We start from the raw sequence: 24,218 nt of genomic DNA on the forward strand, positions 1-24,218 counted from the left end.
CGGGCGGACCGCTTACGGGGGTGTTACTTGAAGGAGACCTCGGCGAAGTTCTCCTGCGTCAGCGGGGAGACCTTCGGCGGGACCACGTTCTTGCCGAACGCGATGGCCGGCGGGGAGGAGGTCAGCGGGAGACCGGGCAGGTACGCCATGATCGCCTCGTTGGCGGCCTTGTAGAGGTCCGTGCGCTTGGACGGGTCGCCCTGGAGCGAGCCGGCCTTCACCGCGTTGAAGACCTTGTCGTCCTTGAAGCCCCACTGCTTGTCGTACCCGGCGAACCAGGTGCCGATGAAGTTGTAGCCGTCGTTGAAGTCACCGGTCCAGCCGAGCATGTGGAGGGCGCAGCCGCCCTTCTCCACGGCGTCGACGTAGTCCGGGTTCCACTTCTTCGGCTTCGGGGTGACCTTGATGCCGGCCTTCTCCAGGTCGGCCTTGACCAGCTCGAAGATGTCCTGCGGGGCGGGCATGTACGGGCGGGTGACCTCGGTCGGGTAGCAGAAGTCGACCGCGAGGTTGCTCGCGCCGGCGCCGGCGAGGAGCTGCTTGGCCTTGGCGGTGTCGAAGGGGTACTTCTTCACGTTCTCCGAGTAGCCGGCGACCGTGTCGGGCATGAACTGGGTCGCGACCTTGCCGCCCTCGGGCAGCTGGGTCTTGACGATGTTCTCGCGGTCGACGGCGTGCGCGATGGCCTGGCGGACCTCGGGCTTCTTCAGCGCCGGGTTGGCCTCCTGCGTCATACCGAGGTAGAGCAGGTTGAAGACGTCACGGGTCGGGACCTGGAAGCCCGCGCCCTCAAGGGTCTTGATGTCGGCGGGCGCGACGAGGTCGTATCCGTCGATGTCACCGGCCTGGAGCGCCTGGCGGCGGCCCTCCTCGGTGTCGATCGTGCGGAAGACCAGGTTCTTCACCTTGGCCTTGTCGCCCCAGTAGTCGTCGAAGCGCTCCAGGGCGACTTCCTTGTTGCCCTTGTTCCACTTCGTGATCTTGTACGGGCCGGTGCCGGCGACCGTGCCGGCCTCCTGGCTGTACTTGGGGTACGTGATGGCGTCCCCGGCCTCGGTGGCCTGCTGCTTCCCGTACTCCTGGATCGCCTTGGGCGAGTGGATCGCGAGGGCGTTCAGGGAGAAGCCGCCGGGCAGGTTGGCGGAGGGCTCGAAGACCTCGATGACGGCGGTGGACTCGTCCTTGGCCGTGCAGGACTTGTAGTTCGCCTTGGGCGTCTCCTTGTCCTCGTTGGCCTTGAAGCCGCCCATGATGGTCTGCCAGTAGTACGAGACCGCGCTCGACTGGTAGGTGCCCTTCCAGTTGAACCAGTAGTCGTAATTGGCGCAGACCGCCGCCGCGTTGAAGGCTTCGCCGTCGTGGAACTTCACGCCCTTGCGGAGGTTGAAGGTCCAGACGGTGCCCTCGGGGTTGCTCGACCACTTCTCGGCGAGCCCGCCCACCAGCTGGCTGCCGCCGGGCTCGTGCTCCAGGAGCGCCTCGAACGCCTGGCGGGTGACCCGGAAGGTCTCGCCGTCGCTCGCGAGGGCCGGGTCGAGGGAGGCCGGGTCGCCCGGGGCGCCGAACACGAAGGTGTCCTTGGCTCCGGACTTGTTCTCGTCCTTGTCCCGGTCGCTCGCGCAGCCCGTGGCGATGAGGCCGACCGTGAGGGCCGCCGTCAGAGCCCGGGTCGACCGGGAATTGAGTATGCGCATGGGTCCACCCCTGGGTCGCCATGTGTGGTCTTGACCGGCCGAACGCTACTGGCGAGTGACGCGGCAGAGAACAGTCCGCATAGCGGTGATACCAACCTGAGACCCGGACACTCACCAAAACGGTCCGATGCCGGACATCGGCGGCGGGAGCGGGCTCAAGCGGACGCAAAACCCCGCCCTGGCAAGGTATTTCGGCCAGGGCGGGGAAAGGGGACGAAGCGGGGCTCAGCGGTGCTGTGCGGGCGGGTAGCCGTATCCCGGACGGGGGGATCCCGCATGGTGGGACGGCGCCGCGTGCGCGTCGCGGTCGTAGAAGGGCCGGGCGTGGGCCCGCAGCCAGAGCGCGACGGGGTCGTACGAGTCGGACAGCGCGACCGTCGAGACGGGCAGTCCCTCGGGCACGGTGCCGATCGACTGGCGCATCATCGCCCGCACCTCGTCCACCGCCGCGGCCGAACCGTCGTACAGGTCAAGGCCGATGACCAGGTACGGGGTCCCCAGCGCGGGCTGCACCCAGCCGCGGCGCAGCGAGCGGACGGCCGGGGTCCGGTGCGCGTTCTGGGTGAGCTGGGCGTAGAACTGCGGGATCTCCAGGGCGGGTTCGGAGACCCGGAGCGGACCGGCGGGCATCCGGTCGAGGCCGGTGGCGATCCGGCGCAGGTCGGCCCAGGGGATGCCGACGCCGCCGCCGGGGGCGTGCGGGTTGAGCCAGACGCCCCAGCGCTCGGGGTAGAGGGCGCGTGCGATCTCGCGGCCGGTGACGCGCTCGTGGGCGCGGTGCCAGCCGGAGGCGGCGAGTTCGCCGGCGGAGGTGACGCAGGGCGCGTAACCGAGCCCGTCGACCTCCATGTTGCCGTACTGGGCGTCCGAGGAGCCCTGGCTGCCCTGCCAGAGCAGCATGTACAGCTCGCCGTCGGCCAGCGCGTGCAGCAGGCCCTCGTACGCGTCGTAGCGTCCGGGCGCCACCTGGCGCAGCATGTGCTCGACCTGTCCGGTCGCGGCGCTGCCTGACGCGCTCACCCTGGGTCCCGCCCCTCTGTCTCGTACGGCTCGGCTCGGTGCTTCGGTCTCGGTCGGTCCAGCTTAGACAGGGCCGGGGGTCATCCGGTGGCGCGCTGGAAGAAGGGGCGCACCCGCTCCAGCATCCAGTCTCCGACGGGGTCGGCGGCCATGTCGAGGAGGATCAGGTTGACCGGCCAGGCGACCTCGACGCGGCCGAGCGCGCGGCCGAGGGCGTCCAGCGGGGCGTTGCGGTCGACGCCGTCCCAGCCGGTGAGCTGGACGCCGATGAAGAGGGCCGGTTCGGTGCCCTCGACGCTGGCGAGGGCACGGCGGGCGGTGGCGACGACGCCGGTGGCGTCGAACTCGGCGGAGGCGGCGGCGAGGAAGTCGACCGGGTCGTCCTGCCAGTCGGGCTCGAAGAGCCGGACCCGGCCGCCGCTCGCGGGCCCGTCGAGGGCGGTGCGGCCGGCCCGGCAGAGCTCGGCGACGGCGGGCGGGGGCAGCGGGACGCCGACAATGCCGCCGGGGTTCACGGCGATGCCGAGCTGCGGGGGCAGGCCGCGGGCGAAGTCACGGGCGGGGGCGACGGTGAAGGACATGTGGTCGCCGACGCAGGCGAGGAACTGCTCCTGGGAGCTGAAGACGGGGACGTACGCGGCGCCGCCGATCTCCATCGTGGCGAGGTCCAGGTCGGGGCTGTCGGGGCCGCCGCCGTTGGGCAGCGGGACCCAGACGGGGCTGCGGCCGAGCACCTCGATGAGCCGGCCCCCGGCCGCGGGCTCCCCGAGCGCGGCGGCCAGCGCCTCCTCCAGCTCGTTGCCCGGCCACGTCACGTCCACGGTGCTTCCGTCCCCTGTCTCGTACGGCCCTGCTCCCGGCCGCCCCGCAGCACCCTAACGCCGCCCCACCCCACCCGTGACCAGAACCCGCACCTGCGGCCCCCGGGGAAGCCCCCGGGGGCCTCTGGCGGCCCCCGGCAGCCTCAGGCCGGACGCGGGGGCCTCCCGGGCCCTGCGCGGGCCTCAGGCGGTCTCTCGGAAGGTGATGCGGCGCAGGGTGGTCGCGGCGGGGCGGTCCAGGAGGGTGGCGGAGGCGCAGCCCCGGGGGAGGCGGCCGGATTCCACCGCCGTGACGAGGCGGGCCACGGCTCTGCGGTGGCGGGCGAAGGCGTACGCGGAGACGCCTCGGCCCCGCTCGCGCTGGCCGTCCATGGCCGTGTCCGCGTCCACGTCCAGGAGGACGAGGTGGAGGGCGCGGCCGCGGCGGGCGGCGGAGCGGGCGAGCCAGCCGCGGACCCAGGACTGGGTGCCGCAGTCGTGGACGACGACCCCCGCGCCGGAGCGCAGGGCCCGGTGGAGACCGGCGTAGTGCGCGATCCGGACCAGCGGACGGTAGAGCGCGTACGGCAGGAAGGACGGCATCCGGGCCTCCCAGCGCTCCCGCGCGTCCTGCGAGTCGATGCCCCGGCCCTCGGCGGCCCGCCGCAGCAGCGTCGACTTGCCGCTGCCGGGCAGCCCGGACACGACCACGACGTCACCGGCCGCGAAGGCGAGGGCGCGCGGACCGCGCCCGCCCCGCTCGCGCAGGTCCCGCACGACGCGCCCGCGCCTGCGGGTCCGGGCGCGGGCCCGCTGCGCGGGTATGGCGGCGTCGGTCGCGAAGACGCCGGTGTGCTGGATCCTCATCGCTGCTCCCCCTGTCGGGTCCCCGGGGGACGTACCGGGAGACCTCACGGAGACCCTTGCCCACGAAGTGTAAAGAAACGGTAATCCGAGACAAGTGATTTGCGGCGCCGACACCGCGTGCGATGATGTGCGCGCCAGGCGCGCGCAGCGCCTTACAACCGCATACCGGCCGCTCGAATCCGCGCGGGAGAGTTCCGGACCGGCCACGGCCGTCCGGGCGCCGAAGGAGCAAGACCCTCCCTTGAATCTCTCAGGCCCCGTACCGCGTGGATGAGGCAGATCTGAAAAGCGGGACACCTGTCGTGTCCCCACCCAAGGTGCAAGCCGGGGATGCCCCCGGTGAACCTCTCAGGTTCCATGACAGATGGGGAGGAACGTCCTTGCCTGTCATGTTTTCCGCCTTCGGGACCCGGGAGCCACGTCCATCATGAGCACCACCCCCCGTCTGACCGCCCTCGATGCCCTGCATCGTTCGCTGGGCGCGACCATGACCGACTTCGCCGGCTGGGACATGCCGCTGCGCTACACCAGCGAGCGCGACGAGCACAACGCCGTCCGCACCCGGGCCGGGCTCTTCGACCTCTCCCACATGGGCGAGATCACCGTCACCGGCCCGCAGGCCGTCGACCTGCTCGACTTCGCCCTCGTCGGCAACATCTCCACGGTGGGCAACGGGCGCGCCCGGTACACGATGATCTGCCAGGAGGACGGCGGGATCCTCGACGACCTGATCGTCTACCGCCTGGGCGAGACCGAGTACATGGTCGTCGCCAACGCCTCCAACGCCCAGATCGTCCTGGACGCCCTGCTGGCCCGCGCCGGCGGCTTCGACGCCGAGGTCCGCGACGACCGCGACGCGTACGCCCTGATCGCCGTCCAGGGCCCGGAGTCCCCCGGCATCCTGAAGTCCCTCACCGACGCCGACCTGGACGGCCTGAAGTACTACGCGGGCCTCCCGGGCACCGTCGCCGGCGTCCCGGCGCTCATCGCCCGCACCGGCTACACCGGCGAGGACGGCTTCGAGCTGTTCCTGAAGCCGGAGCACGCCGAAGGCGTCTGGAAGGCGCTGACCGAGGCGGGCGCGGGCGTCGGCCTGATCCCCTGCGGCCTCTCCTGCCGTGACACGCTCCGCCTGGAGGCGGGCATGCCGCTGTACGGGCACGAGCTGACCACCGCCCTCACCCCCTTCGACGCCGGTCTCGGCCGGGTCGTGAAGTTCGAGAAGCCGGGCGACTTCGTGGGCCGCAAGGCCCTGGAGGCCGCGGCCGAGCGCGCCGAGTCCGCCCCGCCGCGCAAGCTGGTCGGCCTGATCGCCGAGGGCCGCCGCGTCCCGCGCGCCGGCATGGCCGTCGTCGCCGGCGGCGAGGTCGTCGGCGAGGTCACCTCCGGCGCCCCCTCCCCGACGCTCGGCGAGCCGATCGCGATGGCGTACGTCGACGCGGCGCACGCCGCCCCCGGCACCGAGGGTGTAGGGGTGGACATCCGCGGTACCCACGAGCCGTACAAGGTCGTGGCGCTGCCGTTCTACAAGCGTCAGAAGTAGGCGTCCGCCCGCTCCGGACCCGCTCCGGACGTGACGCATTCGTCTCAGGACACGTCTCACCCCGCAAGACCCACGTACATCCGCACTCCCCCGATCCAGGAGAATCAGGCCATGAGCAACCCCCAGCAGCTTCGCTACAGCAAGGAGCACGAGTGGCTGTCGGCCGTCGAGGACGGCGTCGCCACGGTCGGCATCACGGAGCACGCGGCCAACGCCCTCGGTGACGTCGTCTACGTGCAGCTCCCCGAGGTCGGCGCGACCGTGACCGCGGGCGAGTCCTGTGGCGAGCTGGAGTCGACCAAGTCCGTCAGCGACCTCTACGCCCCGGTGACGGGCGAGATCGTCGAGGCCAACCAGGACGTCGTCGACGACCCCTCGCTGGTGAACTCCGCCCCCTTCGAGGGCGGCTGGCTGTTCAAGGTGCGCATCACGGGCGAGCCGGACGCCCTGCTCACCGCCGACGAGTACACCGCCTTCACCGCAGGCTGACCGAGACCCCCTAGGGATCGCTTCATGTCGCTTCTGAACACTCCCCTCCACGAGCTGGACCCGGACGTCGCCGCCGCCGTCGACGCCGAGCTCCACCGCCAGCAGTCCACCCTCGAGATGATCGCGTCGGAGAACTTCGCTCCGGTCGCGGTCATGGAGGCCCAGGGCTCCGTCCTCACCAACAAGTACGCCGAGGGCTACCCGGGCCGCCGCTACTACGGCGGCTGCGAGCACGTCGACGTGGCCGAGCAGATCGCGATCGACCGGATCAAGGACCTGTTCGGCGCCGAGTACGCCAACGTGCAGCCGCACTCCGGCGCCTCCGCCAACCAGGCCGCGCTCTTCGCGATCGCCCAGCCGGGCGACACGATCCTCGGTCTCGACCTGGCGCACGGCGGCCACCTCACCCACGGCATGCGCCTGAACTTCTCGGGCAAGCAGTTCAACGTGGTCGCGTACCACGTGGACGAGGCCGGCCTGGTCGACATGGCCGAGGTCGAGCGCCTCGCCAAGGAGCACCGCCCGAAGGTGATCATCGCCGGCTGGTCGGCGTACCCGCGTCAGCTGGACTTCGCGGAGTTCCGCCGGATCGCCGACGAGGTCGAGGCGTACCTGTGGGTCGACATGGCCCACTTCGCCGGACTGGTCGCGGCGGGTCTCCACCCGAACCCCGTCGCGTACGCGGACGTGGTGACCTCCACCACGCACAAGACGCTCGGCGGCCCGCGCGGCGGCATCATCCTGGCGAAGAAGGAATTCGCCAAGAAGCTGAACTCCTCGGTCTTCCCCGGCTTCCAGGGCGGCCCGCTGGAGCACGTGATCGCGGCCAAGGCCGTCTCCTTCAAGATCGCGGCCTCGGAGGAGTTCAAGGAGCGCCAGCAGCGCACCCTGGACGGCGCCCGGATCCTGGCCGAGCGCCTGGTCCAGGACGACGTCACGGCCCACGGCGTCTCCGTCCTCTCCGGCGGCACGGACGTGCACCTGGTCCTGGTGGACCTGCGTAACTCCGAGCTCGACGGCCAGCAGGCCGAGGACCGTCTCCACGAGGTCGGCATCACGGTCAACCGGAACGCCGTTCCGAACGACCCGCGCCCGCCGATGGTCACCTCCGGTCTGCGCATCGGCACGCCGGCCCTCGCCACCCGCGGCTTCACGGCCGAGGACTTCACCGAGGTCGCCGACATCATCGCCGAGACGCTGAAGCCCGGCTTCGACGCGGACAAGGCCGAGTCGCTGAAGGCCCGCGTGACCGCTCTGGCCGACAAGCACCCGCTGTACCCCGGCCTGAAGTAATTTCGTACGCTTTCGTTCGGGGACCCGTCCCTCACGGAAGTACCGGGGCACCGCGCACACTGGACAGTGAGCGCGGTGCCCCGCCCCATGTCTTCAACGCTTTTCTGCTCCACCCCGGCAGACAACGGCGTCTAGCCCCACAAGGAGTCCTCCCGTGGCCATCTCGGTCTTCGACCTCTTCTCGGTCGGCATCGGCCCGTCCAGCTCCCACACCGTGGGCCCGATGCGCGCGGCCCGGATGTTCGCCCGCCGGCTGAAGAACGAGGGGCTGCTCGACGGCGTCGCCTCGGTCCGGGCGGAGCTGTACGGCTCCCTCGGCGCGACCGGCCACGGGCACGGCACCCCGAAGGCGGTGCTGCTCGGCCTGGAGGGCAGCTCGCCCCGCACGGTCGACGTCGAGACGGCGGACGACGAGGTCGAGCGGATCAAGGCGAGCGGGCGGATCAACCTGCTCGGCGCGCGCGAGATCCCGTTCTCCTTCGACGACGACCTGATCCTGCACCGCCGCAAGGCGCTCCCGTACCACGCCAACGGGATGACGATCTTCGCGTACGACGCCGAGGGCGGGCTCGTCCTGGAGAAGACGTACTACTCCGTCGGCGGCGGCTTCGTCGTGGACGAGGACGCGGTGGCCGGCGAGAACCCGATCATCCCGGACGACACCGTCCTGAAGTACCCCTTCCGCACCGGCGACGAGCTGCTCCGCCTCACCAAGGAGACCGGCCTGTCGATCTCCTCGCTGATGCTGGAGAACGAGCGGTCCTGGCGCACCGAGGAGGAGATCCGCGCGGGTCTCCTGGAGATCTGGCGGGTCATGCAGGCGTGCGTCTCGCGCGGCATGGCCCGCGAGGGCATCCTGCCCGGCGGTCTGAAGGTCCGCCGCCGCGCGGCGACCCTGGCCCGCAAGCTGCGCTCCGAGGGCGACCCGGCCATGCACGCGATGGAGTGGATCACTCTCTACGCGATGGCGGTGAACGAGGAGAACGCGGCGGGCGGCCGGGTGGTCACCGCCCCGACGAACGGCGCGGCCGGCATCATCCCGGCGGTCCTGCACTACTACATGAACTTCGTCCCGGGTGCCGACGAGGACGGGATCGTGCGCTTCCTGCTGGCGGCCGGCGCGGTCGGCATGCTCTTCAAGGAGAACGCCTCGATCTCCGGCGCCGAGGTCGGCTGCCAGGGCGAGGTCGGCTCGGCCTGCTCGATGGCGGCGGGCGCGCTGGCCGAGGTCCTGGGCGGCTCCCCCGAGCAGGTGGAGAACGCGGCCGAGATCGGCATGGAGCACAACCTGGGCCTGACCTGCGACCCGGTCGGCGGCCTGGTCCAGATCCCCTGCATCGAGCGCAACGGCATGGCGGCGGTCAAGGCCGTCACGGCGGCGAAGATGTCGATGCGCGGCGACGGCAGCCACCTGGTCTCCCTCGACAAGGTCATCAAGACCATGAAGGAGACGGGCGCCGACATGAGCGTCAAGTACAAGGAGACCGCCCGCGGCGGCCTCGCGGTGAACATCATCGAGTGCTGAGCACGCGCGCGCGTGCGTGCGTGATGAACGGCCGGGCCCGCCCCCACGGGTCCGGCCGTTCGTCGTTCGGCCGTCAGGGGTCAGCGGTCAGGGGTCAGTAGCGGACCCAGAGGACGATGACGTCCGGGCGGGTGGCGGTGAAGGGCTCGCAGAGGTAGATCTTGCCCCAGAACGCCTCGCCGGCCCGGCCGGCGGCCTGGCACTCGGCGTACGAGGAGTGGTGGCTGCGGGCGTAGAAGCCGGGTCCCGCGGCCTCGGCCGTGGCGGCCGTGCCGAGGGCGAGGGCTCCGGCGGTGGCCGCGGTGGCGAGGGCGGCTGCGACGCGTCGGTACATGGCATGTCCTCCTGAATGAACGATGCGATGTGGTGCGTGGGAGTGCCGTGCGGTGCGGTGCGGCTGCGCAGCCGGGGGGAAACGTATCGGCGTCACCCCCTCCCGGCAATAGGTCTAGGCCAATGCTCGTACGGATGTCCGGAAACCCCGGACCCGGCCGGTTCCCGTCGGTAGGGTCCGGTCATGACCATGACCGTGGATGCCGAATGTCTCGCCCTCACCCGCACCCTGCGCCGCCGCGGGGTCGTCGTGCTCAGCGTCTTCGGGGTGGTGTGGGCGCTCGCGGGCGGGTCCGGGCTACCGGGGCCCGGGGTCCTGGTCGCCGGGGTGGTCGGGGCCCTGCTGGCGGGCGCGACGCTGGTGGCCGGCTTCCGGGGGACGGCCGGTGAGGTGACCCGGCCGGTGCGGCTGCCGGAGCGGTGGAACCGCGGGATCGGGATCGTGAACGCGGCCGAGGTGGTCGCGATCGTCGGCGTGATCGCGGGCGCGAACGCGGCCGGGCACCAGGAGTGGATCCCGGTCGGCGTCTGTCTCGTCGTCGGCCTGCACTTCTTCCCGCTGGCCCGGCTCTACGACCAGCGGCAGTACGGCTGGGCGGCGGCGGCCCTGACGGCCCTGGCGGTGGTCGGCGCCGCCCTGCTGGCCGCCGGGCTGTCGGCGGAGACCGTACGGGCCGCGGTGGGCCTTCCCGCGGCCCTGGCACTGTGGGGCACCGCCCTGCTCGTGGCGCGCGACTGACCCGACCTGACCTGACCCGACCGACCCGCCCGACCCGGCCCCACCCGGCCGGTCAGAACCGCAGCCAGTGCGGGTCCGGCACGACCGTGAGCAGCGCGGAGAGCGCCACGATCACGGCCAGCACGGCGAGTTCCACCCGGGCCGGGGGCCGGGCGTCGATGCCGGACATCAGCCGGGAGCGGGCCACCAGGGCCAGCAGGCTGGCGCCGCCGAAGAGGGCGAGCTTCACCAGCAGGACCCTGCCGTACGCGGTGGTGAGCACGGTGTCCAGGGGGAGCCGGCGCAGCGTGGAGACGGTGCCGGTGACGGCGAGGGCCGCGTAGACGCAGGCGGCCATCCGGGCGTACCGCAGGAAGACCTCGCGCCCGCCGCCGCGCAGCCTGAGCACCCGGAGGACGTACAGCAGGGTTCCGGTCCAGAGCGAGGCGGCGGTGAGGTGGACGACGGTGAGTCCGGTGCCGAAGCCGAAGCCGGCGGTCTCGGGGTGGGCGCGCAGGGCCTCGGCGACGATCGCGGCGGCGACCGGGAGGGCGGCGAGTCCGGGGCGCCGGGAGGCGGCGCAGACGGCGGCGAGCAGGCAGGCGTTGGCGGTGACGAGCAGCAGCCGCCCTTCGCGGAGCCCGTAGACGACCGGGAGGCTGAGGCCGCTGACGGCGGCGAGGAGGAGCAGGAGGCCGGCGGAGGCGGCGGCGGCGAGCAGGGCGCCGGGGGCGGCCAGGGAGCGCGGCAGGGGGCCTTGGGCGGCGAGCCGGGTGCCCGCGAGTTCGCCGGCGGCGACGGCGAGGCCGGCGAGGAGCAGGATCCGCAGCGCCGTGGTCGCGCCGGCCGCGGGTATCTCCAGTTCGCCGGTGCCCGTCCGGGCCAGGCCGGCGCCGAGGACGGCGACGGCGAGGACGCCGAGGACGGCGGCGGCGAGGGCCGCGGCGGTCAGACGGCTCGGGGTGCCGAGGGGTCCGGGAAGCGTCACCGGACGATCGTCACCGAGCCCGGGACGGGCGGCAACTCAGGGTGAACGCCGCCCGGTCCCGGTCCCGCGACCGGTCAGGTCCGGGTCACGCCTTGCTGAGGTGGGACCAGAACTCGTCCCACGACAGGCGGCCGTCGCCGTTGTCGTCGCGCTGCTTGATGAGGGCCTCGGCCACCGTCTCGGTGACGTTGAAGTCGCCCAGCTGGGCCATGACGCTCTTGTACTCCGCGGCGGTGATGAAGCCGTCCCCGTCCACGTCGTACCGGTTGAATGCCGTGCGTGCCGACTCGATGTCCGCCACTGCTTCCGCCCCTTCTCGGTGCTGATCTGACGGGGGTCAGATTAGCTGGCCGGGCGGTGTCCGATGATGGCGGTATGAGCGGTGACGTGAGGCGGATCCTGGAGGCGGCGGCGCGCGGGGAGTTCCCCGCCATGGACGGCGGGACGACGGTGGTCCCGCAGCCGGACGGGAGGGACGCCGGGGTGCTGGCCTTCACGGCCCACTCGGTGGTCTTCGCCGACGTCGATCCGGAGTGGGTACGGGCCGAACTGGCCGCGACCGGGAGCGATCCGCTCGCGGCGAGCATGAACCCGGGCTTCCTGGTGCGGCTGATGGCGCGGACCGGCCGGCGGATGAACACCGTCGACCTGTTGACGGTCGCGGACGCCCTGCCGGGCCCGCCGCCGGTGGAGCTGCGGGAGATCGAGGACCCGGAGCACCCGCGGGTGGCGCGGGCGCTGAAGTACCGGGACGAGGTACGGGTGTGGGCGGCGGACGGCGGGGTGCTGATCCTGGGGCGCGGGGTCGCGGGGCGTCTGGAGGCGGCGATCGAGGTGGACGAGGAGGTGCGGCACCGGGGTCTGGGCCGGGCGCTGGCGGTGGCGGCGCGCCATCTGACGCCGGACGCCGTGGTGTGGGCGCAGCAGTCGCCGGGCAACGCGCGGAGCGTGCGGACCTTCCAGGCGGCGGGGTACCGGCCGGTGGCGTCGGAGGCGCTGCTCACCGCGCTCTGAGCCACTGGAGAGCTGTCCACTATGTGGATGATCGAGGGAAACAATCGATGAACCGCATAGTCATTCATGGTTTTCAAGGTGGGTGCTGCACGTCACCAACGATTCACTGTTAAAACGTGCCGTTATGTCCAGATTGATAACGATAAGGGCGTTTGGCGGTGTGGGGTGCCGTCTGCCATAGTCGGTGGCACGACCCCCATTGACCCGGGCCAGGTCGTCCTAGCGGCCGTGGATAACACCCCCCCGTCCACGGCGCATCACACGGAAGCCCCCTCAGCCCCACCACGGCGTACGGGGGCTTCCGTGCGTTCAGCGGTCGGTGACGCGCATCTCGAACCAGGTCGTCTTGCCGCGCGGCCCGAGGTCCGCGCCCCAGCGGTCGGAGAGCTTGTCCACGAGGAAGAGGCCCCGGCCGCTGACGTCCAGCTCGCCCACCGGCATCAGACAGGGCAGTCCGCGCGAGGGGTCGCGCACCTCGATCCGGACCCGGCCGGGGCGCCGCTGGGCGCGCAGCACGAAGACCCGGGCGCCGGTGTGCCGGACCGCGTTGCCCACCAGTTCGGAGACGAGCAGGACCGCGTGCTCGGCGAGGGTCGGGCCGAGCCCCCACTGCCGCAGCACCACGTACTGGGTCATCCGCCGGGCGATCCTGGCCGACTCCGGCAGCGACGGCAGGCGCACGTCGACCTCCGCCGGGTTGCCGTACCGGGCCATCGCCGCGAGGGCCTCCTCGTCCTCCAGGGTCGCCGTCCACCGGGCGGCGGGCACGCCGCCCTGCCGTGGTTGTTCCCTGCTCTCCAGGCCCGCCATGCCCCCCATCATGGACGCCGGGGACGAGCCGCGGGGGCCGTTCCGGTGGAATGGCCCCCGCGGGACGGCGCGTCGCCGTGACGATCCGTCGGATCGGGCATGACGATCCGTCGGATCGGCCGCGCCCGTGCGCTGTACTCGGCGGCGGTCAGGCGAACTTGGCCTTGCCCGGGCCCTCTTCGACGAAGCTGCGCATGCCGGTCTCGCGGTCGGCGGTGGCGAACAGCGCGGAGAACCAGGTGCGTTCGAGGGCGAGGCCGGTGTCGATGTCGGCCTCCAGACCCTGGTCGATCGCCTCCTTGGCGGCGCGCAGCGCCACCGCCGGGCCCTGGGCGAGCTTCGCGGCCCAGGCGTGCGCCTGCTCGTACACCTCGGCGGCCGGGACGACCCGGTCGACCAGGCCGAGGGTCAGGGCCTCGTCGGCCTTCACCATCCGGCCGGTGAAGATGAGGTCCTTGGCCTTGGAGGGGCCGACCAGGCGGGAGAGCCGCTGGGTGCCGCCGGCGCCGGGGATCAGACCGAGCAGGATCTCGGGCTGGCCCAGCTTCGCGTTGTCGGCGGCGATCCGGTAGTCGGCGCAGAGGGCGAGCTCGCAGCCGCCGCCGAGGGCGTACCCGGTGATCGCGGCGACGACCGGCTTGGGGATGCGGGCGACGGCGGTGAAGGAGTCCTGGAGCGCGCGCGACCGCTCGACCATGGCCACGTGGTCCATGACCTGCATCTCCTTGATGTCCGCGCCGGCCGCGAAGACCTTCTCGCCGCCGTAGAGGACCACGGCCCGCACGTCGGCGCGGTCGGTGGCCTCCCGGGCCAGCTCGCGCAGCCGGTCCTGGGTGGCGACGTCCAGGGCGTTCATCGGGGGACGGTCGAGGCGGATCGTGCCGACGCCGTCGGCGACTTCGAGGTTCACAGTCATGGGGAAGAGGTTAATCGGCGTTAACGACGGCGGGCCCGGTGCTGTTGCTCACAGCACCGGGCCCGCCGTACGAAGGAGACCGGGGAGACCTAGGCGGTCCACTCCGACCAGGACATGTTCCAGCCGTTCAGGCCGTTCTCCGGCTTGATCTGCTTGTCCTTGGAGTTCTTCACGATGATGACGTCACCGATGAGCGAGCGGTCGTAGAACCAGGCGGCCGGGGTCGAGCTGTCGCCCGCGCCCCGGGTGTCCGAGAGGCCGACGCAGCCGTGGCTGACGTTCTGCGAGCCGAAGGTGCTCTTCGGGGCCCAGTAGTTGCCGTGCACGAAGGTGCCGGAGGTGGACAGGCGCATCGCGTGCGGCACGTCCTTGATGTCGTACTCGCCGCCGAAGCCGACGGTGGCCCCGTTCATGCGGGTCACCTTGTACTTCTCGCTGATGACCATCTGGCCGTTGTACGTGGTCGTGGACGGCGCGCCCGCGGTGATCGGCAGGGTCTTGATGATCTGCCCGTCGCGCTCGACCTTCATCGTCTTGGCGCTGGCGTCGACCGTGGAGACCTGACGGCGGCCGATGGTGAAGGAGTACGACTTCTTCTGCTTGCCGTAGACGCCCGGGCGGCCCTCGACGCCGTCCAGGTTCAGCTCGACGGTGACCTTGGTCCCGGCCTTCCAGTACTCCTCGGGACGGAAGTCGAGGCGGTCGTTGCCGAACCAGTGGCCCTCGATCTCGACGGCCGGCTCGGCCGTCACCTTGATGGCCTTCTCCACGGCCTCGGGGTCGGTGATGCCCCGGGTGAAGTTGATGGAGACCGGCATGCCGACGCCGACGGTCGTGTCGGCCTCCGGCGTGTAGTGGCCGATGAAGGTGTTCTTCGGGACCAGCGTGGTGAAGGTGGTGTCCTTCGCCGACTCGCGGCCCTCGGCGTCCTTCGCGATCGCGTGGACCTTGTACTGCGTGCCGGCCGACAGGTGGGCCACCGGCTCCCAGCTGGCCCCGTCCGCCGAGATCTTCCCCTCGACCGCGGTCCCCTTGGAGTCGGCGACGGTCACGGTGGTCAGCTTGCCCTGCGCCGCGGTGACCTTGAGGCCGCCGCTGGTGGCGACCGAGTCGGCGCCGTCCTTCGGCAGGATCGTCACGACCGCCTGCGAGGCGGCGTTGTCGGGCGCCGCGGTCCCCGTGCCCTGCCCGCCCCCCTGGCCGGGAGCGGTCTTGGACGGCTCCTCGCCGCCGCAGGCGGTCAGGACCAGCAGCAACGCCCCCGTGGCGAGGGCTCCGAGGCGCACGCCCCTGCGCCGCGCCGACTTCCCCGATATCGGCTGCCCGTTCACTATGGTCTTCTCCCCTCGCACGACCCGGCTACCGGCCGGGCCCCACCCCCTGTACGCACGTCCCGCGCACGGCGCTAGATAATCACACCGGAAGACACGAAAGTTCCACGTGAATGTCACCGTTCAGTCCCAGTCGGGGCGGTACCGGAGGCGCGCGGGGGGCCGCGCGCGTCCGGCCCGGTGCCCGGCCCGAGGAGCGGTGGGGCGAGGGGGCCCGGTCAGCGGAGCGCGGAACCCGCCGTCCAGCTCTTCCAGTCGAGGTTCCAGCCGCCCAGACCGTTGTCCGGGGCGACCTTCCGGTCCTTCGAGTTGACCACCTCGACGACGTCGCCGATCAGGCTCCGGTCGAAGAACCAGCCCCCCGGGGTGTCGGCGCCGCCGCCCTTCACGTCCCGCAGTCCCACGCAGCCGTGGCTGACGTTGGCCGAGCCGAACGTGGCCGGATCGGCCCAGTAGTTGCCGTGGATGAAGGTCCCCGACTCGGTCAGCCGCATCGCGTGCGGCACGTCCTTGATGTCGTACTCGCCGCCGAAGCCGACCGTGGCGCCGTTCATCCGGGTCACGTCGTACAGCTCGGTCACCACCATCTTCCCGTTGTACGTGGTGGTCTTCGGCGCGCCCGCGGTGATCGGCAGGGTGGCGAGGACCCGCCCGTCGCGCCGCACCTCCATGGTGTGGGCGGCGGCGTCGACCAGTGAGACCTGGGAGCGGCCGACGGTGAAGCCGACCGTCTTGCGCTGGATGCCGTAGACGCCGGGGGCGCCCTCGACGTCCCGCAGACCGAGCTCGACCTTCACCTTCGTGCCCGCCGCCCAGTACTCGGCGGGGCGGAAGTCCAGCCGCTCCTTGCCGAACCAGTGGCCGGAGATCTCCACCGGCGGGTCGGCGGTGACCCGGATGGCCCGCTCCACCTCGGCCCGGTTCTCGATCGGGCGGTTGAAGCCGAAGGAGACGATCATGCCGGCGCCGACAGTGGAACGGTTCTCCGGAGTGAAGTAGCCGATGAACCGGCTCTCCGGCACGACCGTGGTGAAGGTGGTGTGCCGGGCCGAGCGCCGCCCGTGCGCGTCGAGCGCCACCGCGTCCACGCTGTACTTCGCGGCGAGCGCGAGCCGGCTGCCCTCGGCGGGCCGCCAGCGCAGCCCGTCGGCCCCGATCGCGCCGGGCACGGCCGAACGGCGCCCGTCCGCCACCTGGGTCACGCTCACCCGTTCGAGCCGCCCGCTGTCCACCCGTACCTCCAGCGGACCCTCCGGGGGCACCGCCCGGGCGCCGTCCTCCGGGCTGACCCGGATCACGTCCCCGGGGGCCCTCGCCTTGCCCGGAAGTCCCAGGCCGACGCCTCCTTCCCCGTCCGATCCGGTGCAGCCGGCGAGACCCACGAGGAGCCCCGCCACCGCGAGGAGTTGCCCGGCCCGTTCCCATACACGTGTCACGCGTGGCCCAACGACGACCCCCCTCCAGGGGAAACGTCCGTGCGGGCCATGTTGGGGGGACGGCGCTGCGGGCAGAACAGGAAGGACGACCGGGAGTACACGAGGGTGCGGGAGGACGCGCGGGGCCGGGGCCGGGACGCCCCGGCCCCGGTACGCGGGCCCCGCCGGAGCCGCGGGAGGCCAGGGCGGTGTCGAGCGCAGCCGAACAGCAGGCGGTACCGGAGCATGCCCCGGAACGGACCGCGCCCCCGGTGTGGCCGGGGGCACCCACCCCCCTCGGGGCCCGCTGCCGGACCGGGCCGGACGGGACCCGGGGCACCAACTTCGCCCTCTGGGCGGGCGGCGCGGAGGCCGTGGAGCTCTGCCTCTTCGCGCCGGACGGCACCGAGACCCGGCTGCCGCTGACCGAGCTCACCCACGAGATCTGGCACGGCTTCGTGCCCGGCGTCGGACCCGGGCAGCGGTACGGCTACCGGGCGCACGGCCGCTGGGACCCGTGGACCGGCGCCCGCTGGAACCCGGCGAAGCTCCTCCTCGACCCGTACGCGCGCGCCGTGGACGGCGACTTCCGGCTGCCGCCCGAGGTCTACGGGCACGTCAGGGACTGGCCCCAGCAGCACGTCGCCGACACCGTCCGCGACGAGCGGGACTCCGCCCCGCACGTCCCCAAGGGCGTCGTCGTCCTGGACGACGACGACTGGTCCGACGACCGCAGGCCCAAGACGCCCTGGCAGGACTCCGTCATCTACGAGGTCCACGTCAAGGGCTTCACCGCCCGGCACCCCGGCATCCCCGAGCACCTGCGGGGCACCTACGCGGGGCTCGCCCACCCGGCCGCCATCGACCACCTCGTCCGCCTCGGGGTGACGGCCGTCGAACTACTGCCCGTCCACCAGTTCGCCCACGAGGACCACCTGCTGCGCCGCGGCCTCACCAACTACTGGGGCTACAACTCGATCGGCTACTTCGCCCCGCACGCCGGCTACTCCTCCTCCGGCACCGCCGGACAGCAGGTCGGCGAGTTCAAGCGGATGGTACGGGCGCTGCACGCGGCCGGCATCGAGGTCATCCTCGACGTCGTCTACAACCACACCGCCGAGGCCGGCGAGCTCGGCCCGACCCTGTCCCTCAAGGGCATCGACAACCGCGGCTACTACCGGCTCCAGTCCGACGCCCGCCGGTACGCCGACTACACCGGCTGCGGCAACACCCTCCACGTCGTCCAGCCCCAGGTGCTCCGGCTCATCACCGACTCCCTGCGCTACTGGGTCACCGAGATGGGCGTCGACGGCTTCCGCTTCGACCTGGCGGCGGCCCTCGCCCGCTCGATGCACGACGTCGACATGCTCTCCCCGTTCCTCGCCGTCATCGCCCAGGACCCCGTGCTGCGCCGGGTCAAGCTCATCGCCGAACCCTGGGACGTCGGCAACGGCGGCTACCAGGTCGGCGCCTTCCCGCCGCTGTGGACCGAGTGGAACGACCGCTACCGGGACGCCGTACGGGACTTCTGGCGCGGCGCCCTGCCCGACGTCCGCGACCTCGGCTACCGGCTCTCCGGCTCCAGCGACCTCTACGCCTGGGGCGGCCGGCGGCCGTACGCCTCCGTCAACTTCGTCACCGCCCACGACGGCTTCACCCTGCGCGACCTCGTCACGTACGAACGCAAGCACAACGAGGCCAACGGCGAGGGCAACCGGGACGGCACCCACGACAACCGCTCCTGGAACTGCGGCACCGAGGGCGAGACCGACGACCCGGAGACCGGCGCGCTCCGGCTGCGGCAGCTCCGCAACCTGCTCACCACGCTGCTGCTCTCCACCGGTGTGCCGATGCTCGTCGCGGGCGACGAGATGGGCCGCACCCAGGGCGGCAACAACAACGCGTACTGCCAGGACAACGAGATCAGCTGGCTCGACTGGTCGCTGCCCGAGGACCCGGGCCGCGCCCAGCTCCTCGCCCTGACGAGGCGGCTGCTCGCCCTGCGCCACCGCCATCCGGTGCTGCGCCGCCGCGCCTTCTTCTCCGGCCGGCCGCAGGGCGCGGACGGGCTGCGGGACCTCGCCTGGTTCGGCCCCGACGGCACGGAGATGACCGAGCGGGACTGGTACGCCCCCTCCGCCACGCTCGCCCTCTACCTGTCGGGCCGCGACATACCGGGCCGGGACGAGCGCGGCGAGCAGGTCCTCGACGACAGCTTCCTCGCCGTGCTCCACGCGGGCCCCGCCCCGCTGGACTTCCGGCTCCCCGGGGCGCCCTGGGCCCAGACGTACGAACGCGTCCTGGACACCGCCCTCGACGACCAGAGCGCGCCCCCGGCCACGCTCCACCCGGGCGGGGCGGTGCTGCCGGTGGGGGCGCGGTCGGTGGTGCTGCTGAGGGTGACGGAGTGAGGCGGAGCCGTGGCGGGCGGCTCCGCCCGGCCACCGCGGCGCGACGGCGGTGGCCGGGCGGAGGGGGGTGCTTCCCCCTGGTGGGCCGGGGCGCGACCCACCCGGTACACCCGCGCGCGGGGACGTCGGCTCCCGCTCCCCCGTGGACGGCCCCGCGCGTGCGAACAGTGTCGGGCCGTCCGGCGGCCGGTGTCGTTGGCCCCGGGCGCACGGCTCATTGACGCTGAGCGCACTCCCGGTGCTCGCGGGGGCTGCGGCCGTGCGCGGCGCGGAAGGCGCGGCTGAAGGCGGCCGGGTGGCGGAAGCCCCAGCGGGCGGCGATCTCGTGGACGGGGATCCCCCGCAGCGCCGGGTCGGCCAGGTCGCGGGCGGCGCGGGCCAGGCGCTGCGCGCGGATCCAGCCGGCGACGGTGAGGCCCTCGTCCTGGTAGATGCGGTGCAGGTAGCGCACCGAGATGTGGTGGGCGGCGGCGATCGGCTCGGGGCCGAGTCCGGGGTCGCCGAGCCGGCGCAGGGCGAAGTCCTGGGTGCTCAGCCGCAGGGCGTGGCGACGGCTCTCGGGCGAGGCGGCGCCCTCGGCGTCGAGGCGTGCCTCGCCGGCGCCGGCCAGCAGGTCGAGGAGGACCGTGGTCAGCCGCGGCCCGTCCTCGGGGCGGAAGGCGCCGGGGTCGGCGGCGATCCGGCGCAGCACGTCGGAGAGGAGCGCGGCGAAGCCGGAGTCGCCGGGCATCGGCAGGGCGAGGAGCCGTTCGGCGGCGCGGGCGGGCAGCGGCAGCAGCTCGCGGGGGAACTGGGCCACGATGTGGTCGAGCCGTTCGGTGCGGGCCGCGCCGGGGAGGCGGGTCTCGCCGTGGAAGGGGTGGGACGAGTCGTACACGGTGAGGTCCCCCGTCCGGTAGACGTGGCGGCGGCCGGCCTGGGAGAGGGCCATCTCGCCGCTGAGGGTGAGCGAGACCATGAGGTAGCCGGGGTCGGCGCGGCGGATGAGGCGCGGGGTGCGGCGGGTGATGAGGGGCGGGTAGCGGAGGGCCATCACCTGGGCGGCGCCGAGGTCGACGGTGGCCGCCTCGGCGTGGAAGTCGTCGGCGTGGTCGCTGCTCATGGCGGTGGGGATGAGCGTGGCGGCCGTCATGTCGTGCCAGTGCCCGAAGCGTTCGCGCCGCGCCAGGTGGGCGGTGGTGATGTGGTGGACCTTCATGACTCCCCCCGGGGACGGCCCGATCCGGCCTGTGACGCGTCCAACGTGCCACAGCGGGGCGGGAGATGAGAGGGGAGGGGTGGCCGTCTCCGGGACCGGGTGTCCGAAAATCGGGTGAGACGTGTCAGTGGTGACTCGTATGGTCGGACCTGATGCCCGAGAAACCTGCCACCCCCGAGGACCACCCCGCCCGCCGTTCGGCGGTGCGGGTGCTGCTGCGGCTCTGGCCGTACGTCCGTCCGGTGCGCGCGCGGTTCTTCACCGCCGCCGCCGTCGCCATCGTCGCCTCCTGTCTGTCCCTGGTGATCCCGCTGGTCCTGAAGTGGCTGGTGGACGGTCCGGTCGCGGACCGGGACCCCGGCGGAGTGTGGCTGGGGGCGCTCTATCTGCTGCTGCTCGGGATCACCGAGGCGGTCCTCTTCGGGCTGCGGCGGTGGCTGGTGGCCCGGCCGCTGTCGTCGGTCGAGGCGCGGATGCGGGAGGACCTGTACGGCCGGCTCCAGCGGCTGCCGATCGCCTTCCACGACCGGTGGGCGTCGGGGCAGCTGCTCTCGCGCGGCACCACCGACCTCATGATCGTCCGGATGTTCCTGGCCTTCCCGCTGACCTTCCTGCTGGTCAACGCGGTGACGATCGTGGCGGGCTGTGCGCTGCTGCTCGCCCAGGACTGGTCGCTCGGGCTGGTGCTGCTGACGCCGGTGGTGCCGGTGATGGTGCTCTGCTCGTACTTCGAGCGGCGGTACGGGGTGGTGGCTCGGCGGGCTCAGGACCAGGTGGGCGATCTGACGACGGTGGTGGAGGAGAGCGTCCTCGGCATCCGGATCGTCAAGGGCTTCGGGCGGCACCGCAGCCAGGCGGAGTCCTTCCGCCGGCTCGCGGAGCTGCTGCGCTCCACGGAGCTGTCGAAGGCGCGGCTGCTGGCCATGATCTGGGCGCTGATCACGATCCTGCCGGAGCTGGCGATCGGGGCGGCGCTGGTGCTCGGCACCGTGCGGGTCGCGGACGGCGGGCTCTCGGCGGGCACCCTGGTGGCCTTCCTGTCGACGGCGCTGGCGCTGCGCTGGCCCGTGGACTCGATCGGCTTCCTGCTGGCGATGAGCCAGGAGGCGGTGACGGCGACGGAACGGTACTTCGAGGTGATGGACTCGGAGGAGGAGCGGGATCCGGTCGCTCCGGCGGCGGGGAAGGGGGCCGCCGACGGGCTGCGCTTCGAGGGCGTGTCCTTCCGCTTCCCGGACGCGCCCGACGGCGCCCCGCCCGTCCTCGACGGCATCGACCTGCACGTACGGCCGGGCGAGACGCTGGCGCTGGTCGGGGCCACCGGCTCCGGCAAGACCACGCTGACCGCGCTCGTGCCCCGGCTGCACGAGGCGGGCGGCGGGCGGATCCTGCTGGACGGCGAGGACATCGCCCTGATGGGGCGGGAGCGGCTGCGGACGCTGGTGTCGGTGGCCTTCGAGGAGCCGACCCTCTTCTCGGCGAGCGTCGGCGAGAACGTGCTGATGGGCGCGGGCGCGGCGGCGGGACCGGCGGAGCTGGACCGGGCGCTCGGGATCGCGCAGGCGGACGGTTTCGTCGGGCGGCTGCCCGAGGGGGCCGGGACGCAGGTCGGCGAGCAGGGGCTGAGCCTGTCGGGCGGGCAGCGGCAGCGGCTCGCGCTGGCCCGCGCGGTCGTCGGACGGCCGCGCTTCCTGGTGCTCGACGATCCCCTGTCGGCGCTGGACGTGCACACCGAGGCGCGGGTGGAGGCGGCCCTGCGCGAGGTGCTGAGGGAGACGACGGCGCTGGTCGTGGCGCACCGGCCGTCGACGGTGATGCTGGCCGACCGGGTGGCGCTGCTGTCGGGCGGCCGGATCGCGGCGGTCGGCACCCATCAGGAGCTGCTGCGGAGCAGTACCGAGTACGCCTGGCTGATGTCGGGCGCGGGCGAGGGCGAGGGCGGGACGGCCGTGGAGACGGGGGACGGGCAGCGATGACGGAGACCACGCTCGCGCAGCCGGAGGAGAAGGACGTCCGGGCGGCCGGGGAGGAGGGGTCCGGGCCGGGCGATCCGTTCGACCGGGACGACCTGCCGGCGCCGCGCGGGGCGACCGGGGCGCTGCTGCGCTCGCTGCTGGCCGCGCACCGGTTCCGGGTGGCGGTGGCGGCGCTGGTGCTGCTGCTGAAGGAGGCGGCGGTCCAGGCGGGCCCGCTGCTCGTGGCGTACGCGATCGACCGGGGGGTGCCGGCCTTCCGGGCCGGGGACCACGGGCCGCTGGTGGCGGTGGCGGTCGGCTATCTGCTGTGCGCGGTGGGCGCGGGGGCGCTCCAGTACGTGTTCGTGCGGGGCGCGGCGCGGATCAACCAGGACGTGCTGCTCGACCTGCGGGGGCGGATCTTCCGGCACGCGCAGGTGCTGAGCGTGGACTTCCACGAGCGGTACACCTCGGGGCGGCTGATCTCGCGGTCGACGACGGACGTGGAGTCGCTGCGGGAGCTGCTGTCGGAGGGGCTCCAGGAACTGATCGGGGTGGTGCTGTCGTTCGTGTCGATCTCGCTGGTGCTGCTCTGGCTGGACCTGGGGATCGGGGCGGTGGCGGTGGCCTCGTTCGGGCCGCTGTACCTGCTGGTGCGGATGTACCGGCGGCGGGCGGGCGCGGTCTTCGCGGAGCGGTCGACGGCGATCGCCGGGGTGATCGTGAAGTTCGCGGAGACGATGAACGGGATCCGGCCGGTGCGGGCGTTCCGCCGGGAGCGGGTGAACGAGGCGGAGTTCGGGGCGCTGAACCACCGGCACGAGCGGAGCAACGGCGACGCGCTCCTGGAGATGGCCCGCTATGTGGTGGGGTCGCGGCTGGTGGCGAACACGGCGGTGGCCGGAATGTGCCTGTGGGGCGCGTACCGGGTGGCGGACGGTTCGCTGGAGCTCGGTGTGCTCGCGGCGGCGGTGCTGTACGTGCGGCGGCTGTACGACCCGATCGACCGGCTGGGGATGTTCCTCAACTCGTACGAGTCGGCGGCGGCGTCGCTGGCCAAGATCGCGGGCCTGCTGGCGCAGGAGCCGGGCGTGCCGGAGGCGGAGGCTCCGCGCGGGCTGCCGGAGCGGGCCGGGGCGGCGCCGGGCCGGGAGGTCGTCTTCGACGGGGTGCGGTTCGCGTACCGGACGGGCGGCGAGGTGCTGCCCCGCTTCGACCTGCGGATCCCGGCCGGCCAGACGGTGGCCGTGGTCGGCGCGACGGGCGCGGGCAAGTCGACGCTGGCGAAGCTGCTGGCCCGCTTCTACGACCCGACGGAGGGCCGGGTGCTGCTCGACGGCGTCGACCTGCGGGAGCTGGCGACGCCGGAGCTGCGGCGTGGGGTGGTGATGGTGACGCAGGAGGCGTTCCTGTTCTCCGGGACGGTCGCGGAGAACATCGCGATCGGGCGTCCGGAGGCGAGCCGCGAGGAGATCGAGCAGGCGGCGAAGGCGATCGGCGCGCACGAGTTCATCGCCGGTCTCCCGGACGGCTACGACACGGACGTACGCAAGCGGGGTGGCCGTATCTCGGCCGGTCAGCGCCAGTTGGTGGCCTTCGCCCGCGCGCTCCTGGCGGACCCGGCGGTCCTCATCCTGGACGAGGCGACGAGCTCCCTGGACGTCCCGGGCGAGCGGGCGGTGCAGCACGCGATGGACACGGTCCTGGCGGGCCGTACGGCCGTGGTCATCGCCCACCGCCTCTCCACGGTCGAGGTCGCGGACCGCGTCCTGGTGATGGAGGCGGGCCGCGTGGTCGAGGACGGCACCCCCGCCGAACTCGTCGGCGGCGAAGGCCGCTACGCGGGTCTCCACCGCGCCTGGCGCGACTCCTTGGCGGGGTGACGGCCGGCGGGGGCG

Annotated in this window: 21 protein-coding genes and 1 riboswitch; of the genes, 9 read left to right on the top strand and 12 right to left on the bottom strand. The window is 72.7% G+C overall.

The features are described 5' to 3' along the window. Nucleotides 1-23: 23 nt before the first annotated feature. From ACFXMG_RS25580 to ACFXMG_RS25595, 4 genes are all read right to left on the bottom strand, one after another. Nucleotides 24-1,694, bottom strand: coding sequence for an ABC transporter substrate-binding protein (locus ACFXMG_RS25580; RefSeq protein WP_383828115.1), 1,671 nt, complete (start codon nucleotides 1,692-1,694; stop codon nucleotides 24-26). A 225-nt stretch (nucleotides 1,695-1,919) separates the two neighbouring features. Beyond that, entirely contained in the window at nucleotides 1,920-2,714 is a 795-nt protein-coding gene (locus ACFXMG_RS25585) for an enhanced serine sensitivity protein SseB C-terminal domain-containing protein (protein WP_383828117.1), read from the bottom strand. Nucleotides 2,715-2,794: 80 nt separating this feature from the next. Beyond that, nucleotides 2,795-3,535, bottom strand: coding sequence for an enhanced serine sensitivity protein SseB (locus ACFXMG_RS25590; protein ID WP_383828119.1), 741 nt, complete (start codon nucleotides 3,533-3,535; stop codon nucleotides 2,795-2,797). A 183-nt stretch (nucleotides 3,536-3,718) separates the two neighbouring features. Beyond that, entirely contained in the window at nucleotides 3,719-4,381 is a 663-nt protein-coding gene (locus ACFXMG_RS25595; RefSeq protein WP_383828121.1) for an AAA family ATPase, read from the bottom strand. A gap of 174 nt (nucleotides 4,382-4,555) precedes the next feature. Beyond that, nucleotides 4,556-4,656, top strand: a riboswitch (glycine riboswitch). Between the two features lie 152 nt (nucleotides 4,657-4,808). Here ACFXMG_RS25595 and gcvT point away from each other — a divergent pair. The 4 genes from gcvT to ACFXMG_RS25615 all read left to right on the top strand — a co-directional run bounded on the left by gcvT (nucleotide 4,809) and on the right by ACFXMG_RS25615 (nucleotide 9,231). Beyond that, the gene (gene gcvT, locus ACFXMG_RS25600; RefSeq protein ID WP_383828123.1) at nucleotides 4,809-5,924 is read left to right on the top strand and encodes a glycine cleavage system aminomethyltransferase GcvT; all 1,116 of its coding nucleotides are present in this window, start codon (nucleotides 4,809-4,811) and stop codon (nucleotides 5,922-5,924) included. 111 nt (nucleotides 5,925-6,035) lie between these two features. Continuing rightward, on the top strand, nucleotides 6,036-6,413 hold the full coding sequence (gene gcvH, locus ACFXMG_RS25605) for a glycine cleavage system protein GcvH (RefSeq protein WP_383828125.1): 378 nt from the start codon (nucleotides 6,036-6,038) through the stop codon (nucleotides 6,411-6,413). Between the two features lie 24 nt (nucleotides 6,414-6,437). After that, entirely contained in the window at nucleotides 6,438-7,706 is a 1,269-nt protein-coding gene (glyA, locus tag ACFXMG_RS25610) for a serine hydroxymethyltransferase (protein WP_383828127.1), read from the top strand. A gap of 154 nt (nucleotides 7,707-7,860) precedes the next feature. Next, nucleotides 7,861-9,231 carry an L-serine ammonia-lyase gene (locus tag ACFXMG_RS25615; protein WP_383828129.1) on the top strand — a complete coding sequence of 457 codons (1,371 nt, stop codon included), beginning with the start codon at nucleotides 7,861-7,863 and terminating at the stop codon, nucleotides 9,229-9,231. 94 nt (nucleotides 9,232-9,325) lie between these two features. Here the strand turns inward: ACFXMG_RS25615 and ACFXMG_RS25620 are convergent, their stop codons facing one another. Beyond that, on the bottom strand, nucleotides 9,326-9,565 hold the full coding sequence (locus ACFXMG_RS25620; RefSeq protein WP_383828131.1) for a hypothetical protein: 240 nt from the start codon (nucleotides 9,563-9,565) through the stop codon (nucleotides 9,326-9,328). A gap of 183 nt (nucleotides 9,566-9,748) precedes the next feature. On the opposite strand from ACFXMG_RS25620, the gene ACFXMG_RS25625 reads away from it, so the two are divergent. After that, the gene (locus tag ACFXMG_RS25625) at nucleotides 9,749-10,303 is read left to right on the top strand and encodes a hypothetical protein (RefSeq protein ID WP_383828133.1); all 555 of its coding nucleotides are present in this window, start codon (nucleotides 9,749-9,751) and stop codon (nucleotides 10,301-10,303) included. 52 nt (nucleotides 10,304-10,355) lie between these two features. On the opposite strand, the gene ACFXMG_RS25630 is transcribed toward ACFXMG_RS25625, so the two are convergent. Further along, nucleotides 10,356-11,270 (bottom strand): CopD family protein, encoded by a 915-nt coding sequence (locus ACFXMG_RS25630; protein WP_383828135.1) that lies wholly within the window; start codon nucleotides 11,268-11,270, stop codon nucleotides 10,356-10,358. 85 nt (nucleotides 11,271-11,355) lie between these two features. Continuing rightward, complete coding sequence (locus ACFXMG_RS25635) at nucleotides 11,356-11,571, bottom strand: EF-hand domain-containing protein (protein WP_015036303.1); 216 nt, start codon at nucleotides 11,569-11,571, stop codon at nucleotides 11,356-11,358. Between the two features lie 74 nt (nucleotides 11,572-11,645). Between ACFXMG_RS25635 and ACFXMG_RS25640 the strand changes: the two genes are divergently transcribed. Next, nucleotides 11,646-12,284 carry a GNAT family N-acetyltransferase gene (locus ACFXMG_RS25640; protein WP_383828137.1) on the top strand — a complete coding sequence of 213 codons (639 nt, stop codon included), beginning with the start codon at nucleotides 11,646-11,648 and terminating at the stop codon, nucleotides 12,282-12,284. A 309-nt stretch (nucleotides 12,285-12,593) separates the two neighbouring features. On the opposite strand, the gene ACFXMG_RS25645 is transcribed toward ACFXMG_RS25640, so the two are convergent. The 4 genes from ACFXMG_RS25645 to ACFXMG_RS25660 all read right to left on the bottom strand — a co-directional run bounded on the left by ACFXMG_RS25645 (nucleotide 12,594) and on the right by ACFXMG_RS25660 (nucleotide 16,777). Then, nucleotides 12,594-13,094: an ATP-binding protein gene (locus ACFXMG_RS25645; protein ID WP_383828139.1), complete on the bottom strand. Its 501-nt coding sequence runs from the start codon at nucleotides 13,092-13,094 to the stop codon at nucleotides 12,594-12,596. A gap of 148 nt (nucleotides 13,095-13,242) precedes the next feature. Then, the gene (locus tag ACFXMG_RS25650; RefSeq protein ID WP_383828141.1) at nucleotides 13,243-14,010 is read right to left on the bottom strand and encodes an enoyl-CoA hydratase/isomerase family protein; all 768 of its coding nucleotides are present in this window, start codon (nucleotides 14,008-14,010) and stop codon (nucleotides 13,243-13,245) included. Nucleotides 14,011-14,099: 89 nt separating this feature from the next. Continuing rightward, on the bottom strand, nucleotides 14,100-15,341 hold the full coding sequence (locus ACFXMG_RS25655) for an Ig-like domain-containing protein (protein WP_383826773.1): 1,242 nt from the start codon (nucleotides 15,339-15,341) through the stop codon (nucleotides 14,100-14,102). Nucleotides 15,342-15,559: 218 nt separating this feature from the next. Beyond that, entirely contained in the window at nucleotides 15,560-16,777 is a 1,218-nt protein-coding gene (locus ACFXMG_RS25660; protein WP_383826770.1) for an Ig-like domain-containing protein, read from the bottom strand. Between the two features lie 188 nt (nucleotides 16,778-16,965). Here ACFXMG_RS25660 and glgX point away from each other — a divergent pair, with 188 nt between their 5' ends. After that, nucleotides 16,966-19,167, top strand: coding sequence for a glycogen debranching protein GlgX (gene glgX, locus ACFXMG_RS25665; RefSeq protein WP_383826767.1), 2,202 nt, complete (start codon nucleotides 16,966-16,968; stop codon nucleotides 19,165-19,167). 214 nt (nucleotides 19,168-19,381) lie between these two features. On the opposite strand, the gene ACFXMG_RS25670 is transcribed toward glgX, so the two are convergent. Beyond that, on the bottom strand, nucleotides 19,382-20,365 hold the full coding sequence (locus ACFXMG_RS25670; protein ID WP_383826764.1) for a helix-turn-helix domain-containing protein: 984 nt from the start codon (nucleotides 20,363-20,365) through the stop codon (nucleotides 19,382-19,384). Nucleotides 20,366-20,517: 152 nt separating this feature from the next. Here ACFXMG_RS25670 and ACFXMG_RS25675 point away from each other — a divergent pair, with 152 nt between their 5' ends. Both ACFXMG_RS25675 and ACFXMG_RS25680 read left to right on the top strand, forming a co-directional pair. After that, nucleotides 20,518-22,341, top strand: coding sequence for an ABC transporter ATP-binding protein (locus ACFXMG_RS25675; RefSeq protein ID WP_383826761.1), 1,824 nt, complete (start codon nucleotides 20,518-20,520; stop codon nucleotides 22,339-22,341). Continuing rightward, complete coding sequence (locus ACFXMG_RS25680) at nucleotides 22,338-24,203, top strand: ABC transporter ATP-binding protein (protein ID WP_383826758.1); 1,866 nt, start codon at nucleotides 22,338-22,340, stop codon at nucleotides 24,201-24,203. The genes ACFXMG_RS25675 and ACFXMG_RS25680 overlap by 4 nt, the downstream gene beginning before the upstream one ends. Nucleotides 24,204-24,218: the final 15 nt, after the last annotated feature.

It is taken from the genome of Streptomyces sp. NPDC059201 (genome assembly GCF_042754585.1).
Classification (GTDB): Bacteria; Actinomycetota; Actinomycetes; order Streptomycetales; family Streptomycetaceae; genus Streptomyces.

What these genes read in the sequence shown, in the direction of transcription:
- ACFXMG_RS25580 (WP_383828115.1), bottom strand. Translation starts at nt 1,694, where the DNA reads ATGCGCATACTCAATTCCCGGTCGACCCGGGCTCTGACGGCGGCCCTC.
- ACFXMG_RS25595 (WP_383828121.1), bottom strand. Translation starts at nt 4,381, where the DNA reads ATGAGGATCCAGCACACCGGCGTCTTCGCGACCGACGCCGCCATACCC.
- gcvT (WP_383828123.1), top strand. Translation starts at nt 4,809, where the DNA reads ATGAGCACCACCCCCCGTCTGACCGCCCTCGATGCCCTGCATCGTTCG.
- gcvH (WP_383828125.1), top strand. Translation starts at nt 6,036, where the DNA reads ATGAGCAACCCCCAGCAGCTTCGCTACAGCAAGGAGCACGAGTGGCTG.
- glyA (WP_383828127.1), top strand. Translation starts at nt 6,438, where the DNA reads ATGTCGCTTCTGAACACTCCCCTCCACGAGCTGGACCCGGACGTCGCC.
- ACFXMG_RS25620 (WP_383828131.1), bottom strand. Translation starts at nt 9,565, where the DNA reads ATGTACCGACGCGTCGCAGCCGCCCTCGCCACCGCGGCCACCGCCGGA.
- ACFXMG_RS25625 (WP_383828133.1), top strand. Translation starts at nt 9,749, where the DNA reads ATGACCATGACCGTGGATGCCGAATGTCTCGCCCTCACCCGCACCCTG.
- ACFXMG_RS25640 (WP_383828137.1), top strand. Translation starts at nt 11,646, where the DNA reads ATGAGCGGTGACGTGAGGCGGATCCTGGAGGCGGCGGCGCGCGGGGAG.
- ACFXMG_RS25645 (WP_383828139.1), bottom strand. Translation starts at nt 13,094, where the DNA reads ATGGCGGGCCTGGAGAGCAGGGAACAACCACGGCAGGGCGGCGTGCCC.
- ACFXMG_RS25650 (WP_383828141.1), bottom strand. Translation starts at nt 14,010, where the DNA reads ATGACTGTGAACCTCGAAGTCGCCGACGGCGTCGGCACGATCCGCCTC.
- ACFXMG_RS25670 (WP_383826764.1), bottom strand. Translation starts at nt 20,365, where the DNA reads ATGAAGGTCCACCACATCACCACCGCCCACCTGGCGCGGCGCGAACGC.
- ACFXMG_RS25675 (WP_383826761.1), top strand. Translation starts at nt 20,518, where the DNA reads ATGCCCGAGAAACCTGCCACCCCCGAGGACCACCCCGCCCGCCGTTCG.
- ACFXMG_RS25680 (WP_383826758.1), top strand. Translation starts at nt 22,338, where the DNA reads ATGACGGAGACCACGCTCGCGCAGCCGGAGGAGAAGGACGTCCGGGCG.